General features: G+C 46.0%; 13 protein-coding genes. 9 read left to right on the forward strand and 4 right to left on the reverse strand.

Going from position 1 to position 14,972, the window contains the following annotated elements:
• Positions 1 to 6 precede the first annotated feature (6 nt).
• On the reverse strand, positions 7 to 366 hold the full coding sequence (locus tag LZZ85_RS04790) for a nuclear transport factor 2 family protein (protein ID WP_237868993.1): 360 nt from the start codon (positions 364 to 366) through the stop codon (positions 7 to 9).
• A 278-nt stretch (positions 367 to 644) separates the two neighbouring features.
• Between LZZ85_RS04790 and LZZ85_RS04795 the strand changes: the two genes are divergently transcribed.
• The gene (locus tag LZZ85_RS04795; protein WP_237868995.1) at positions 645 to 836 is read left to right on the forward strand and encodes a hypothetical protein; all 192 of its coding nucleotides are present in this window, start codon (positions 645 to 647) and stop codon (positions 834 to 836) included.
• Positions 837 to 1,074: 238 nt separating this feature from the next.
• Here LZZ85_RS04795 and LZZ85_RS04800 read toward each other — a convergent pair whose 3' ends face one another.
• On the reverse strand, positions 1,075 to 1,230 hold the full coding sequence (locus LZZ85_RS04800; RefSeq protein ID WP_237868997.1) for a hypothetical protein: 156 nt from the start codon (positions 1,228 to 1,230) through the stop codon (positions 1,075 to 1,077).
• A gap of 433 nt (positions 1,231 to 1,663) precedes the next feature.
• Between LZZ85_RS04800 and LZZ85_RS04805 the strand changes: the two genes are divergently transcribed.
• The 5 genes from LZZ85_RS04805 (at position 1,664) to LZZ85_RS04825 (ending at position 9,867) form a co-directional block, all read left to right on the forward strand.
• Positions 1,664 to 4,399 carry a 4-alpha-glucanotransferase gene (locus LZZ85_RS04805; protein WP_237868999.1) on the forward strand — a complete coding sequence of 912 codons (2,736 nt, stop codon included), beginning with the start codon at positions 1,664 to 1,666 and terminating at the stop codon, positions 4,397 to 4,399.
• A 237-nt stretch (positions 4,400 to 4,636) separates the two neighbouring features.
• Positions 4,637 to 5,659 (forward strand): dipeptide epimerase, encoded by a 1,023-nt coding sequence (locus tag LZZ85_RS28625; protein WP_237869001.1) that lies wholly within the window; start codon positions 4,637 to 4,639, stop codon positions 5,657 to 5,659.
• A gap of 90 nt (positions 5,660 to 5,749) precedes the next feature.
• Positions 5,750 to 6,601, forward strand: coding sequence for a DUF6089 family protein (locus LZZ85_RS04815; protein ID WP_237869003.1), 852 nt, complete (start codon positions 5,750 to 5,752; stop codon positions 6,599 to 6,601).
• A 209-nt stretch (positions 6,602 to 6,810) separates the two neighbouring features.
• A complete protein-coding gene (locus LZZ85_RS04820) occupies positions 6,811 to 8,715 on the forward strand; it encodes a menaquinone biosynthesis decarboxylase (protein WP_237869010.1) in 1,905 nt (634 codons plus the stop codon).
• 228 nt (positions 8,716 to 8,943) lie between these two features.
• Positions 8,944 to 9,867, forward strand: a complete 924-nt coding sequence (locus tag LZZ85_RS04825) for a TraB/GumN family protein (RefSeq protein ID WP_237869012.1) — start codon at positions 8,944 to 8,946, stop codon at positions 9,865 to 9,867.
• Between the two features lie 149 nt (positions 9,868 to 10,016).
• On the opposite strand, the gene LZZ85_RS04830 is transcribed toward LZZ85_RS04825, so the two are convergent.
• Positions 10,017 to 10,433 carry a nucleoside-diphosphate kinase gene (locus tag LZZ85_RS04830; RefSeq protein ID WP_237869014.1) on the reverse strand — a complete coding sequence of 139 codons (417 nt, stop codon included), beginning with the start codon at positions 10,431 to 10,433 and terminating at the stop codon, positions 10,017 to 10,019.
• 128 nt (positions 10,434 to 10,561) lie between these two features.
• Between LZZ85_RS04830 and LZZ85_RS04835 the strand changes: the two genes are divergently transcribed.
• Both LZZ85_RS04835 and LZZ85_RS04840 read left to right on the forward strand, forming a co-directional pair.
• Positions 10,562 to 11,650 carry a DHH family phosphoesterase gene (locus LZZ85_RS04835; protein WP_237869022.1) on the forward strand — a complete coding sequence of 363 codons (1,089 nt, stop codon included), beginning with the start codon at positions 10,562 to 10,564 and terminating at the stop codon, positions 11,648 to 11,650.
• Between the two features lie 7 nt (positions 11,651 to 11,657).
• Positions 11,658 to 12,641, forward strand: a complete 984-nt coding sequence (locus LZZ85_RS04840; protein WP_237869024.1) for an FKBP-type peptidyl-prolyl cis-trans isomerase — start codon at positions 11,658 to 11,660, stop codon at positions 12,639 to 12,641.
• An 832-nt stretch (positions 12,642 to 13,473) separates the two neighbouring features.
• On the opposite strand, the gene folP is transcribed toward LZZ85_RS04840, so the two are convergent.
• Positions 13,474 to 14,301: a dihydropteroate synthase gene (gene folP, locus LZZ85_RS04845; protein ID WP_237869026.1), complete on the reverse strand. Its 828-nt coding sequence runs from the start codon at positions 14,299 to 14,301 to the stop codon at positions 13,474 to 13,476.
• A gap of 103 nt (positions 14,302 to 14,404) precedes the next feature.
• Here folP and LZZ85_RS04850 point away from each other — a divergent pair, with 103 nt between their 5' ends.
• Entirely contained in the window at positions 14,405 to 14,950 is a 546-nt protein-coding gene (locus LZZ85_RS04850; protein ID WP_237869028.1) for a DUF1599 domain-containing protein, read from the forward strand.
• The last annotated feature ends 22 nt before the right edge of the window (positions 14,951 to 14,972 follow it).

The raw sequence follows: 14,972 nt of genomic DNA on the forward strand, positions 1-14,972 counted from the left end.
CAACCATTACATAAAGAATTGCTCGGAAATTATCTTTCCATCTTTCACCTGGTAAACACAGAGTTCACCGATAGACATCCTTTTCTTTCCTTTCATGGTGATATCCATTGTTAACACAAAGGCAATGATGTTACCGGTCACCAGTGGGTTGGAGACCGTTACATTATGCAGTTCTTCTGTAAGGTGAGTGAACTTTTCGCCTTTTTTGATGAGCGCATCAAGCCCCTTTGTTTCTTTTGCAAATTCGGGCGTAGCCTGTGGTTCGATGCTGATGGCATCTTCCGCATAAAGCTCTTTTAACGCGGTGTCAAAATCGCCTGAGGCGCATAATTCCACAAGTCTTGCTGAAATTTCCGGAGTAGTCATGACAGAGTTGTTTTCCTTTTAATTGCAAACGCCCTGCCAACACGGACATAGTCATAGTTCGTGACCGCTCATGCCCCATTCGCACAGTGAAAAGAACAGTTCACTCAATAGTGGATTCTTTGTCATTTATAACAGCCTTACCTTTGCAGCGTCAAAATCTGAGCATTGTACAGTACTTACAATCAGGCGATTGATCTAACACTTTCTTTGTAACGATTCTTAGTGTTCTTTCCCGTAAGCTCAGCGATTTCAATTAATCATTTAAAAAAATGAACAACATGCAACATGATGTAATGCCATCTATTGTCCAGGTGGATCCCGATGTATTAAAAACCTTATTAAAGGAAGTAAAGGAAACAGTAGCGAACTACATCCAGCTTCCGGCAGAAAAGCAAAAAGAGTTTGGAGTAGTCGATATGTGGAAGATCCGCAGAACGGCAAAAAGCGCCAGCGCAAGGGTAAGAAGGTAATCACTTTCTTACCTTTTTTTTATTACGCGCATCCGCCATGCATTATTTCAAAAGAGGGAGGCTGCATCCAGGAAAAACCGCGGCCATTCGTGCTACCATTCGCGGTAAAAAAGAAACCCGTCCTGCTCAGGGCAAAACGGGTCACTCTATATTTTCAGAAATTTCTTCTTACATATCTTGAATACCTGTCAGGGGCTGGATCCTTAATCAGCGGACATTCGTGCCACCAATTCGCGTCCTACATAATATCCATCGCCTTTACAAAAGCAGTAGTCTGGAAAGGAAGGATCAGGGTCAGCCATTCCCAATGGCCAATGATCGCAGCGATCAAAGCAGCTGTTGAAGCAAAGAATACCATCCACCAGATTCCTTTATACTTATTTTTCTGTTCCATGAATTTTTGGGTTTAGTTTACTGCCATTTACGGCAAAGGCGCTGCAAAAATAAGTCGCAGGCGTTAAAAGAGCAAATGCAATTTCGAGCCTGAAAAAGCTTAGACACGCTTAGCGGCCTGATTAACAAACGTTACAATTTTACCGGCTCAGGACTATCCCGAAGTCTGTACACATTTCCCTGCACTCTTTTGCGGTTCGTTTACGTACTTTGCGGACACGCTTAAGCAGCGGAAGGATCGGACCAGTCTTCCCGCTTGCGGAAGGGTAGCCCGGGAAAACCCAGGTTTTGAGAAAAGAACCGCTTTAAGGCTGTAAATGCCTGAAAAGTAACACGGATCATGTATTTTTCCGGGCATTCTTTCAAATAAATATGCGAACCTTGCATGTTTTATTATACTTTCGTAAACAATGTGTTCTTACGACACGAAGACTATGGCATTAAAGACAGAACCAGCGATTGCAATGAAGCTTCAATTTACACTTCGATTTCATACAACCTTCGGTGAAAGCCTGTTTATCTGCGGTAATCACGCAGCTCTTGGCAATGATGATCCCGCGCAAGCATTGTTGATGGAATACCTTGACAGCGAAAGCTGGCAGATCAATATCAGCATTGACGGCAAAGAATGGGCAAAAGACGGAATCCGTTACAAATATTATCTGAAGAGCAAAGAAGGGGAATTTATAGGAGAATGGGGGGAGGACAGGATGATCTCCGGCCTACCAAAGCAAACGAATTCCGTTCACCTGATCGATATCTGGAATCATGCCGGTGAATATGAGAATGCATTTTTCACCGCTCCGTTCCAGAACGTCCTTCTGAAGGATAATTATCCGAAAACAAAGCCTAAAGTTCCAAAGAAATATACACACCTGTTCAAGGTAAAAGCACCGCTTCTTCAAAAGAATGAAGTGGTCTGCGTGATGGGTAACGGCGAAGCACTGGGCAATTGGGCGGAAGACAAGCCCTTTGAACTTTGCAAAGAGGGCGATTGGTGGATCGGGTATGCTGATCTCTCCAGTGATCATTTCCCGATGGCCTACAAATACGGGATCTACCATACAAAAGATAAAGCCTTCCGCGGATATGAATCCGGTGATAACAGGATCCTTCATGGCGACAACCTCGATCCGCAAAGATTGACGGTCATTCATGATGGATTCATTCATGCCGTTAATAATACATGGAAAGGAACCGGTGTTGCCATTCCTGTATTCAGCCTCAGAAGCAGGAACAGCTTTGGTGTTGGGGAATTTGCCGATATCAAACTGCTTGTTGACTGGGCTAAGGAAACAAGACTGAAGCTGATCCAGTTGTTGCCGGTAAACGATACGATCGCTACAAATACCTGGACGGATTCTTATCCTTATGCGGCGATCTCCGCTTTTGCCCTTCATCCCCTGTATATCAACCTTGCCGCAGTAGCTGGAAAAGCAGGCGCGGCAAAGCTGACTCCACTGAAGAAAAAACAGCAGCAGCTGAATGAATTAGCCGAAGTTGATTATGAAGAAGTGTTGCGTTTCAAACTGGCTACGCTGCGTGAGTTGTACGAAGACCTTGGAAAGGACGTACTCGCTTCCGAAGACTACCTGGAGTTTTACAATGCCAATCAGCACTGGCTGAAACCCTATGCGGTCTTCTGCCACTTCCGCGATAAATACAAAACATCGCATTTTGAAGAATGGAAAACGCACAGCGTCTACAATCCAAAAGACATAGACAAGTTATTGTCGTCTAAATCCGCAGCAAAAAAAGATATCTTCTTCTATTGCTTCGTGCAATATCATTTACACCTGCAACTGAAAGAAGCGGCGGACTACGCACATAAGAAAGGCGTAGTGCTGAAAGGAGATATTGCGATCGGTATTTACCGGTATGGTTGTGACGCCTGGGTTGCTCCTGAAATGTATAATATGGAGGCGCAGGCAGGTGCTCCCCCGGATGATTTCACACCTATCGGGCAGAACTGGGAGTTTCCTACCTACAACTGGAAACGCATGCAGCAGGATGGCTTTGCCTGGTGGAAGCAGCGCTTTGAGCAGATGAGTAATTATTTCGACGCATTCCGCATCGATCATATACTTGGATTTTTCCGGATCTGGACCATTCCGGCAAATGCAGTGCAGGGAATAATGGGACATTTCGTCCCATGTCTTCCCGTTCATTACGTAGAGTTTGGCGAGAACGGGATCTGGCTTGATGAGCAGCGCTATTGCCAGCCATTCATCAACGAAGAAGTGTTATGGGAAACATTCCAGCAGCTGAATAACAAGGTTAAAGAGTCATTCGTTGTGCCAAATGATCATGGCGGATTTGATCTGAAACCGGAATTCGACACACAACGTAAGGTGCAGGCATACTTTGCATCAAAGGAAACTTCCGAAGAGAATGCCGCGCTGGAAAAAGGACTGTTCGACCTGATCTCTAATGTGATCCTCTTCAAACAGGAGGGTTCCAGGGGAACGGAATTCCATTTCCGTATTTCCATGGAAAAAACATCTTCGTTCCGGTTCCTGATACCACACGTGCAGGATAAGTTGCGCGAGCTTTATATCAACTATTTCTATCGCAGGCAGGATGATTTCTGGAAGAAGGAAGCGATGCAGAAACTTCCACATCTGAAAGAAGCGACGAATATGCTGATCTGCGGGGAAGATCTCGGCATGGTGCCGCATTCAGTACCTGAGGTAATGAATCAGCTGGGCATATTGAGCCTCGAGATCCAGCGGATGCCAAAAGATCCTATGAAGGAATTCTTTATTCCCGCAGATGCACCATACCTGTCAGTGATCACCCCTTCAACACACGACATGAGCACGATCCGTGCATGGTGGGAAGAAAATCATGAACGTACACAGCATTTTTATAACCAGGTATTGGGCCAATGGGGCGCGGCACCATACTTTTGTGAGCCATGGATCAACCGCGCTGTCATACTACAGCATCTCTATTCTCCCGCGATGTGGAGCATCTTTCAGCTGCAGGACATCCTGGGTATGAGTGATACGCTTCGCCGCGAAAATCCGCAGGACGAACGGATCAACAATCCCGCGATCTCAAAACATTACTGGCGCTATCGGATGCATATGTCTCTCGAAGATCTGCTGAAGGAAAAAGAGTTCAATGCCGAACTGAGGGATTATGTGTTGCATGCAGGGAGAGGGTAGGAGGAGAGGTCTGGGAGTTCCAGAAGTTTCATAGATTCCATAGGCTAATGAACGGCATGGACTGCGAAAACATTTGTTCCGTATGACCATGTAGAGTTTATTATCCCTTTTAATCTTAACTGATCAACTTAAGAGATTAAAAATATGCCTGGGAACCTATGAAACTTCTGGAACCGCCCAAACCTTTTCCCCTTCCGCCTCTTCCCTTACCTTTGCCGCTCACTTAAACTCTTTCCCGTGCGTTGTAACTTCTGGTCATACGATCTTCCGTTCCATCATCCGTTTACGATCTCAAAAGGCACAAAAACCCACCAGCCCACCCTTGTCGTGGAGCTGGAGCATTTTGGGGTGAGGGGTTATGGAGAAGCACCGGCGATCACTTACTACGATATCACGGTAGAAAAAATGATCGGGGATCTGCAGCGCAAGAAGATCTTTGTAGAGAAGTTTGCGTTCACAGAACCAGACAGATACTGGCACTACCTGCATCATCTGTTCCCGCAAAATCCTTTTCTTGTCTGCGCACTTGACATCGCTGCATGGGATATGTTTGGAAAGATAAAAGGATTACCACTTCATCAATTGTGGAAAGGAGATACCAGTCGTAATCCCATTACAGATTACACTATTGGCATTGATACCGTAGATAAGATGGTGGAAAAGATGAAAGAGAAGCCATGGCCTATTTATAAAGTGAAGGTCGGTACAGCAGATGATATTGCCATTGTAAAGGCGTTGAGAGAGAATACATCTGCCGTATTGCGTGTAGATGCGAATGCGGCATGGGATCTCGAAACAGCTCTGCGCCTGATCCCCGCATTGAAAGATCTTGGTGTTGAGCTGGTGGAACAGCCGCTTGCAAAAGATAACTGGGAAGGAATGAAGGTGCTTTATAAAGAATCGCCACTTCCTCTTTTTGCAGATGAAGCCTGTGTGTTTGAGCAGGACGTAGAGAAATGCAGGGATCATTTCCATGGCATCAATATCAAACTCACAAAGTGCAGCGGGATTACACCGGCGCTGCGGATGATCGATAAGGCGAAACAACTTGACATGAAAGTAATGGTAGGCTGCATGAATGAATCCACGATAGGCTCTGCGGCAATTGCGCACCTGCTGCCGTTCATCGACTATGTTGATATGGATGGACCTTTGCTGTTAAGCGAAGATCTTGCTACCGGTATCAGCTATGACGCGGGTAAAATATCCTATTCGGGCGAACCCGGACTCGGAATTAATTTCACCGGTATGGCGAAATAGTGTTCATCATATATTACCTGTGATAAGACCTGTGTTATCACCGGTAACCGGCCCTAAATTTGCTATCTTTTGCCCATTCAAAAACGCTTCATGAAAAGAATCCTTTCGCTGATCTTCCTTGTTCTGATCTGTAAGTTCACCTTTGCGCAACGGTTCCATCTCGGCGTGTTCGGCGGACTGGCGGCCTATAACGGAGACCTGACCGATAAGATCTTTCCCAGGAAAGTTACCAATGGAGCCATCGGGATCACCGGAAATTATGAGATCACAGATAATTTCATGTTGCGCGCCGGGTTCACTTTTGCGAGAGTGGGCGGTGCTGACAGGTTCAGCGATGATACCGTAAGGCAGGCACGTAATCTTAATTTTGAAACAGCCATTACTGAGTTCAGCCTCGTTGGTCAGTATTACCTGCTTAATCTTTACGATAACAAGTTCACTCCCTACGCATTCGCGGGTCTTGCACTTTACCGCTTTAATCCTTATACCTATAGTGGTTCCACACAGAAAGTATATCTGAGGCCGCTTGGAACGGAAGGGCAGGGGATCCCAGGATATGGCAGGGAATATAAACTGACACAACTGGCCATTCCGTTTGGAGGTGGTGTCAAATACGCGATTACCAATAACCTGCACCTTGGCCTCGAAGGAGGTTTACGTGTACTTTTTACAGACCACCTGGATGATGTGAGCGGGAACTATGCAGACCCGGCAGATCTTCTTGCGTATCGCAGCCAGCTCTCCGTTGATCTTGCTTACCGTGGTGATGAATTGCCGGGAGGTGCACCCACTTCTCCGGGTAAAAATGCAGCCCGCGGCGGTTCCAAATACAAAGACTTTTATTACTTCACGGGACTTCATCTGACCTTGCGGATCAATAATAACAATGCATGGAATGGTTCGGGAAATAGTAAGAGCGTGCGTTGTCCGCAGGTTTATTAAACAATAAGGGATTTCTTGTATTCCGGAAAATAGACATGCAACGGCCGCAGCGGAAACAGTCGTCGAAATGTTTCGTTGCGATCATTGCGTTCCTTTTCGGCACATCAGTATAAAGGCTGCTCGATCTTCCCGGATTTTCGATCTCGTCCGGCATTCGAAACCCTCAATCTTTCCAAAACCATAACAAAGCCTTTCCTAACTTTGCAGTTATGGCATACAAGAATCAGCAGGCATTTATCGATGCACTGGAGCAGGCTGGAGAATTGGTTAGAATTTCAGCTTATGTTGACCCCAAACTTGAGATAGCAGAGATCACAGACCGGATGAGCAAAGAACCCGGCGGCGGTAAAGCGATACTCTTCGAAAATACCGGCTATGATTTTCCCGTTTTAATGAATGCATATGGCAGTGACAAAAGAATGTGCATGGCCCTCGGTGTAGACCATCTCGATGATGTAGCGAAGGAAATTGAAGGCCTTTTTAAACTGCTGGCAGCGCCCAAAGAAAGTATTATTGATAAACTTAAATTGCTTCCCAAACTCGGACAGTTCGCATCCTGGATGCCGAAGGTAAGAAAGGGAAGGGGAGAGTGCCAGGAGGTGGTCGAACTGGTGAATCCCGATATCACTAAACTGCCGGTGATCACCTGCTGGCCTAAAGATGGCGGTCCGTTTGTGACCCTGCCCATCATTCATACAAAAGATCCCAATACAAATTCGCGTAACGTAGGTATGTACCGGATGCAGGTATTCGGCCCGCAGCTCACGGGTATGCACTGGCACAAACACAAAGTTTCCGCAAAACATTTCTCGGAATATAAAAAACTGAATAAGCGTATGCCGGTTGCCGTCGCACTTGGCGGTGATCCTGCTTATGCCTATTCGGCCACGGCACCACTTCCCGAAAATGTGGATGAATACATGCTCGCCGGATTTCTCCGCAAGAAAAAAGTAGAGCTGGTTAAATGTATCACCCAACCGGAAATAGAAGTACCCGCAGATGCAGATTTTATAATAGAAGGCTATGTGGATCCGCAGGATGAACTGATCTGGGAAGGACCATTTGGAGATCATACCGGTTATTACTCATTACCCGATTGGTACCCGAGATTTCATATCACCGCCATTACACATAAGAAAAAAGCTGTTTATCCGGCTACGATCGTCGGCATTCCTCCACAGGAAGATGCCTGGCTGGGTAAGGCTACGGAACGGATCTTCCTTGCGCCGATCAAAATGACCATGGTGCCGGAGATCATGAACATGGACATGCCCGTAGAAGGCGTTTTTCATAACCTCGTGATCACGCAGATCCAAAAAGAATATGCAGGACAGGGACAAAAAGTGATGAATGCGATGTGGGGTGCAGGGCAAATGATGTTCAACAAGATCCTGGTGATCGCAGACGAAGGAACATCGATCACCGATTACCTGCAGCTGGCAAAATACGTGTTCAGGAACCTGAACCCGGCTACCGATATCTATTTTACACAGGGCCCGATGGATGTGCTGGACCATAGTTGCAGTAAACTCGGATTCGGCGGAAAGATGTGTATAGATGGTACCCATAAATTTGACGAAGAGACGGACGAACGTTTCCGCTGGGAGAAACCTGCTGTGGCATCTGTTTCGTCATCTCTACAAAGCAATTTCCCCGAAATAAAAAAGGTAAATGACAGCCTCTTGGCCAGGGATATTCCCTGCCTGGTATTATCCATCGAAAAGAACCGGAAAGGACATATCCGTGAATTGCATGAGAAGGTGGCGGCATTGACAGCGCTGCGCGGGATCAAAATGATCCTCTATGTAGAGCATACAGTAGATGCAAATGATCTCGCCGTTGCCCTGTGGCGTTTCTGTAACAATCTTGATCCAAAGCGCGATTATCATCTGTATCAGAACGATGGTAACGCCTGTATGGGACTGGATGGCACACGTAAAACGAAAGAGCTTGACGACTTCCATCGCGACTGGCCGAATATCATCGTCGCGGACGATGCGACCATTGCCTCTGTGGACGCCAAATGGAACGCTCTCGGCATAGGAAAATTTTTAGCATCTCCATCCCTGAAATTCAAGGATCAGATGTATGGAGATGAAGCAATCGTAAGCTAAGAAGCAAAAGAGGGATAGGGTCAAAACAGGTTTTTTAAATCAATGTCGTTCAGTCAGGGATTTTCCCGAAAGTTCATTCGATGGCAGCAATAGCTTCCTTCCAAATGCGGCACTCGGCCATCGAGCTAGTGTAGGACGATCTCTTAACTAAACGACATCGGTTTCTAAATATTTGCACCTTTTCCTCTTTTTCCTCCTTTAAACTCTTAGCTTTAAAAAAAGTAATTGATGAAAAGACTTGGTGCAGGTTTATTGCTCACTTTTCTGGTGCTGAACAGCTGTGCGCAGAAAAGCAAAACAAAGCAGGCGAATAGTACCGCGGAGGAAAAAACCCTTCTCTGGAAAATTTCAGGCAATGGTTTAGAAAAGCCATCTTACCTGTTTGGTACGATCCACGTATTGTGTAAAGATGATGCAGTATTGAGTGATAACCTTCTTACGGCGATCGCCAATGCTGACAATGTTTACCTGGAGGTTGATCTCAGCAATATGCTTGAGGCATTTTCCGTACTAAGTAAAATGCAGATGAAAGGAGATACAACCTTAAAGGATTTGCTTAGTAAGGAAGACTATGCAAAAGTGAGGGCTCATTTCGAAAAAGAAGGCACGATGTTGCCGTTTTCCGTATTGGAGAAATACAAGCCGATCCTTGCGTCTTCATTGCTGATGCAGGGGGATCTGCCTTGTGATAAACATACGGCCATGGAGCAGGAGATCATGACTGTTGCAAAAAAACACAGCAAAAAAATTAAAGGCCTTGAAACGATGAGTTACCAGGCAGAAGTACTGGACGGCATCCCTTATAAAATGCAGGCGCAGCAATTGGTTTCGTATGTTGACCAGGCGAAAAATGGCGATTCCACATCGCAGGATTTTACCAGGCTGATGGATGCATACCGGGAACAGGATCTTCATAAACTGGAGGCATTGATGCTGAAAGATGAAGCCGGAATTGCAGAGTATTCTGAGATCTTGTTGTTCAACCGTAACCGCAATTGGATCGAAAAAATGAAGCAGGTTCTTCCCGGGCATTCATTCGTATTTGCAGTGGGAGCCGGGCATCTTCCGGGAGAGCAGGGGGTGATCAATCTGCTGCGCAAAGCGGGATATACGGTCAGCCCGGTGGCCAACAAGACTGTCAAAACCATATAGAGATAGCGGTTATAAAAGTTTAAAGGTTTAATTGTTTAAAAGTTGATAGTTCAAAGGAGTTAGCTCCCGACGAACCTTAAACTTTTAAACAATTAAACCTTTAAACTTTTGAACGATTAACGTTCTCTATAATGCGTGTACTGGCTTACTTAGAACTGCTCCAGACCGCTGAAGAAGAAACTTCCTTCGATCTTCGCATTTTCATCACTGTCACTTCCGTGTACAGCGTTCTCGCCGAGTGAAGTTGCATATAATTTGCGGATCGTACCTTCTGCAGCCTGTGCCGGGTTTGTAGCGCCGATCAGCTCACGGAAAGATGCAACTGCATTATCCTTTTCCAGGATCGCTGCATAAATAGGTCCGCTGCTCATAAATTCCACCAGCTCACCATAAAAAGGCCTTTCCTTGTGCACGGCATAAAATTCACCAGCTTTCTCTGCAGAAAGTTTTGTGAGTTTCAGCGCTACTATACGATATCCTTCTTTGATGAAACGATCGATAATAGCACCGGAATGACCGTTCTTAAAGGCATCCGGCTTGATCATGGTAAATGTTCTGTTGCTCATATAAAGATGTATAACTTTTGGCCCGCGAAGGTAGGGAAAGTTTCGGGAAAAGGGATGTTCGTAATTCGTTATCCGTTGACCGTTCGCCGTTGTCCGATAAGTGGTTGCCCCTCAAAAAATCATAACAAATGGCTGTAGTCCTACCGCTCAGCGGTGAACGGTCAACGGACAACGAACAAAACTCCTATCTTCGCCACCGTTTTATGAAACCAATACAGGAAATATTCCCGGAGCTGGTGAATCCGAGGAAAGTTGTTATCACCATGCACCAGAAGCCCGATGCGGATGCAATGGGATCTTCTTTGGCATTAGCATTGTTTCTGAAGAAGTTAGGTCATCATGTGACAGTCGTTTCTCCTACAAACTGGGCGAAATGGCTCGACTGGATGCCCGGATGCCGGGAAGTGCTTGACTGGGAGAACTATAATGGCCGCCCAAAAGCAGAAGCCGCGCTTGATGCCGCGGACTGGTTGTTCTGCCTGGATTTTAATATTTTTCACCGGACAAAGAACCTGGCGCCTAAGCTTCAGTCGATCCAGTGCACCAAAGTCCTGATCGATCACCACCGGGAACCAGACTCCCTTTCCTTCAATTTTGGCATCAGCGACACACAAAAAAGCTCTACCTGCGAAATGATCTATGACTTTATCGTTGCCGCAGGTTACCGCGATATGATCGATGAAGGGATAGGTGAGTGCATCTATGCGGGGGTAGTATCAGATACCGGCTCCTTTCGCTTTCCATCCGCGAAAGCATCGGTTCATGAACTGGTTGCCGACCTGAAATCCAAAGGCCTGGAGCATTCCAAAGTACACGAGAACCTCTTCGATAATTTTCTGGAAAACAAATTGCGCTTTACGGGACATATATTGCTGAACCGTATGGAAGTTTTCTATGAATACAATACAGCACTGATCGCGATCCCGAAATCGGATCTGTTGAAATACTATATCAAAACCGGTGATACGGAAGGACTGGTGAACTTCCCCCAATCGATACAGGGGATCAAGCTCGTGGGGTTGTGCATCGACAGGGACGAGGAACGCAAATGGAGTTTCCGCAGTAAAGGCGATTTCGACACCAATACCTTTGCACGCACCTATTTCGAAGGCGGCGGACATTACAATGCTTCCGGTGGCAGAAGCAGCGACTCTCTCGAAGTTACCGTTCAGAAATTCAAACAGGCAATTAAAGAAAACAAATCTCTACTACAATAACTCAAACATGAAAAGAACCCATTATTTGTGGATCGCGATTGCAGCCCTGGCTTTTTCGGCGTGCAACGATGTGAATTACAAGAAGACGAAAAGCGGCTTGCTGTACAAGATCATTTCTTCGGGCGGTAAAGATTCTGTTGCCAAAGTTGGCGATTGGATCAAAGTAAATTATGTACAAAAGATCGATGACTCCGTTCTGATGTCAAGCTTTGGCAAAATGCCCGCTTTCCAGAAAGTGGCTGAGTCAAATGCAGACTACACACCAAATGAGATCTTCGGCATGCTGAAAAAAGGTGATAGCGCTGTAACGGTGATCCTGATCGATTCTATCATCAAAAAAGGACTGGCGACTGCTGAAACCCTTCCTCCTTACATGAAGAAAGGTAGCCGTCTGACTATCTCTTTCAGAGTGGTAGATGTTTTCCGTAATGACAGCACTTACCAGGCTGATTTCAAGGCGGAAATGGACAGAGACATGCCGCGTCAGCAAAAAGAGCAGGCTGAGCAAATGGCAAAACAACAGAAAGATGCGGAAGAAGCACGCCGTAAAGAAGAAGATGAACTGGAGAAATCCGGTGAGAAAGCAAAACAGGTTGGTGCACTCGAGTCATATTTCAAAGCGAAAAACATTACAGTTAAACAGGTTGCTCCCGGTACTTACGTTCAGCTGATCAGACAGGGCAATGGTCCGGTGGCTGATTCCGGCAAATTTGTTACCATCAACTATAATGGTAAACATTTCGATACGGACAGCTCTTTCCAGGCGAGTTCATTTACACCACAACTGTATGTAACACCCCTGATCGCCGGCTTCCAGGATGGATTAAAAGGAATGAAAGAAGGCGATAAAGGAACCATTTATATCGCGGGGTTCCGTGCATATGGCAAGAATCCTCCCCAAGGCTCTCCGTTTAAACCATACGAAGCGTTAAAGTTCGAGGTTGAAATCACAAAAGTCTCAGACTCAGCACCTGACCAACCTCAGCAATAACAAGAAATTGAGCCAGATCAATCTGTTATGGCGGGTTAAATGAAAATAATGTTGCACCTTTGTACCGTTCCGCTCACCAGGCGGAACGGTTCTCATTTAACGGTTTACGTGATGGCCCCGTTTTTAGTCCAAGATTCCAATTGGCGTCCCTTTCGAAAATTACAAACCAAGTCCGCCGTACTTCTTTCTGCTTAAAATAGTAGTCCAAGTTCCTTTGAACCCCCTAAAGAACACACATTAAGGCATCTGATGTTCTACCGTCTTGATGTAACAAGTCAGAAAGCACTCGTAGTAAGCGTAAGCCGAAGGGAGTGCTTTTTTTGTTTTGACATATGAGGTTGCCGCCGGGATCAAAAAGATGGATCAGGAAAAAAGGTTGGGGGAAGGGAACCCAGGCAGTCGCTCAAAAGATTTATCGCCCTCAGCGTGTCAGCTTGTCACCATTTTTCACTGCTTAAAATCCCGTCAAACTTTGGACGGCCAAAGGACGACCAAGAGACGGACTAACGACGACTAACAAGCATTGCAAAAACACGCGAAGTTTGACCCTGAATGACTATCATCAGGCAATACATCAGCTGGCTTCGCGTGCCAGAATGTCGTATCTAAGGAGAATATATCGCTTCTTAAAAACTTGTAAGTGGACAAGTGATAATGACCCGTTTGCAGAATACCGGCAAGCCTGATTACATCAGGCGAGGGACCGAAGCAAAAGCAAAAACTTTAAACTTTTAAACCATTAAACATTTAAACAACCATCCCACAACTTTTACGCCTGATCCCAACACGATCCGGGATACCGTTATTGCCGGTTCAGGAGGTTTTTTCTTCACTAGTAATGCGTTGCTCTGACCAGGGTGATGGCTTCCTTCGCAGCTTTCACGTCGTGTACCCGAAGTATATGCGCTCCATTCATAAGAGCTATTGTGTTCAGTACTGTCGTGCCATTGAGTGCATCTTCCGCCGTTATGCCAAGCGTTTTGTAAACGGTTCCCTTTCTTGAAAGCCCGACCAGCAGCGGCATGTCAGGTATTGACAAGGCTCTCAGGAGATGCAACAGTTCAAAATTGTGCGGGATCGTTTTTCCAAAGCCAAAACCCGGATCAAGAATGATGTCGTTAATACCAGCAGCTCTCAGTAATGCGATCCTTTCTATAAAAAAATCCAGTACCTCAAGGGATATATTTTCGTAGACAGGCGCCTGTTGCATGGTCTGCGGTGTCCCTTTCATATGCATGAGCACATAAGGCACCTGCAGACCAGCCACGGCCGGGATCATCGCCTCATCCAGTGAACCGGCACTGATATCATTTACCACCGAAGCTCCGGCGGCAACAGCTTCCTGCGCAACTTTAGCGTAATAGGTATCAATAGACAGTATGGCCTGGGGGAAACGCTCGTGAATGGCGGCGATCCCTTCTATCGTGCGGCCGAGTTCTTCTTCCTGTGACACAGGCTCACTGCCCGGCCGGGTGCTCTGGCCACCGATATCAAGCATTACGGCACCATCGTTCAGCATATCTTCAGCCTGCCGCAGCATTGCGTCAACAGAGCCATGACGGCTCGGCGAAAAAAAAGAGTCCGGCGTCGCATTGATGATCCCCATCACCACAGGCTCTTCGATCTTTAGTAATCTTCCTTTACAATTCAACGTAAACATTAAAATACGATTCGTTATTTTTGAAGCTAAAGATAAACAGAGTACGGCGATCGGCGTGAAGTAAACAAAACGACCGGACATTTGTACCAGATCTACTTACATTATGGCATCAACAAACGACCAATACGACCAGGTAATTACTGGCTGCCGGGACATTTTTCTCAAGAAAACAGCTGACTATGGTACCGCATGGCGTGTTTTGCGCACGATCTCCGTGGTCGATCAGCTGTTCATCAAAGCCCAGCGGATCCGTACCATACAGGAAAAGAAGCAGCAAAAGATCGCCGACGACATCGGTGGAGAATTCAAAGGCATTATCAACTATGCCGTGATCGGACTTATCCAACTGGAACTCAAACCTGATGCGCCGGAAGAACTGGCAGTGGAAACTGTATCGGACTTATACAGCAGGCATATTGCCGAAACAAAACGGCTGATGCAGGATAAGAACCACGACTATGGTGAAGCATGGCGCAGCATGAGCCAGGAAAGCTTTGTTGATCTTATACTGATGAAACTTTTGCGAATCAAACAGATCCTCGCGAATGATGGCAAGACGCTGATCAGTGAAGGAGTGGATGCCAACTATCATGATATCATCAATTACTCAGTGTTCGCATTGATCCTTTCTTCGGAAGACAAAAAGTGAGTGAATGACCCGCAAAAGTTCC

It is taken from the genome of Terrimonas ginsenosidimutans (assembly GCF_022012415.1).
In the GTDB taxonomy this organism is placed as follows: domain Bacteria; phylum Bacteroidota; class Bacteroidia; order Chitinophagales; family Chitinophagaceae; genus Terrimonas_A; species Terrimonas_A ginsenosidimutans.

What these genes read in the sequence shown, in the direction of transcription:
- LZZ85_RS04790 (WP_237868993.1), bottom strand. Translation starts at nt 366, where the DNA reads ATGACTACTCCGGAAATTTCAGCAAGACTTGTGGAATTATGCGCCTCA.
- LZZ85_RS04795 (WP_237868995.1), top strand. Translation starts at nt 645, where the DNA reads ATGCAACATGATGTAATGCCATCTATTGTCCAGGTGGATCCCGATGTA.
- LZZ85_RS04800 (WP_237868997.1), bottom strand. Translation starts at nt 1,230, where the DNA reads ATGGAACAGAAAAATAAGTATAAAGGAATCTGGTGGATGGTATTCTTT.
- LZZ85_RS04805 (WP_237868999.1), top strand. Translation starts at nt 1,664, where the DNA reads ATGGCATTAAAGACAGAACCAGCGATTGCAATGAAGCTTCAATTTACA.
- LZZ85_RS04815 (WP_237869003.1), top strand. Translation starts at nt 5,750, where the DNA reads ATGAAAAGAATCCTTTCGCTGATCTTCCTTGTTCTGATCTGTAAGTTC.
- LZZ85_RS04820 (WP_237869010.1), top strand. Translation starts at nt 6,811, where the DNA reads ATGGCATACAAGAATCAGCAGGCATTTATCGATGCACTGGAGCAGGCT.
- LZZ85_RS04825 (WP_237869012.1), top strand. Translation starts at nt 8,944, where the DNA reads ATGAAAAGACTTGGTGCAGGTTTATTGCTCACTTTTCTGGTGCTGAAC.
- LZZ85_RS04830 (WP_237869014.1), bottom strand. Translation starts at nt 10,433, where the DNA reads ATGAGCAACAGAACATTTACCATGATCAAGCCGGATGCCTTTAAGAAC.
- LZZ85_RS04835 (WP_237869022.1), top strand. Translation starts at nt 10,562, where the DNA reads ATGGCTGTAGTCCTACCGCTCAGCGGTGAACGGTCAACGGACAACGAA.
- LZZ85_RS04840 (WP_237869024.1), top strand. Translation starts at nt 11,658, where the DNA reads ATGAAAAGAACCCATTATTTGTGGATCGCGATTGCAGCCCTGGCTTTT.
- folP (WP_237869026.1), bottom strand. Translation starts at nt 14,301, where the DNA reads ATGTTTACGTTGAATTGTAAAGGAAGATTACTAAAGATCGAAGAGCCT.
- LZZ85_RS04850 (WP_237869028.1), top strand. Translation starts at nt 14,405, where the DNA reads ATGGCATCAACAAACGACCAATACGACCAGGTAATTACTGGCTGCCGG.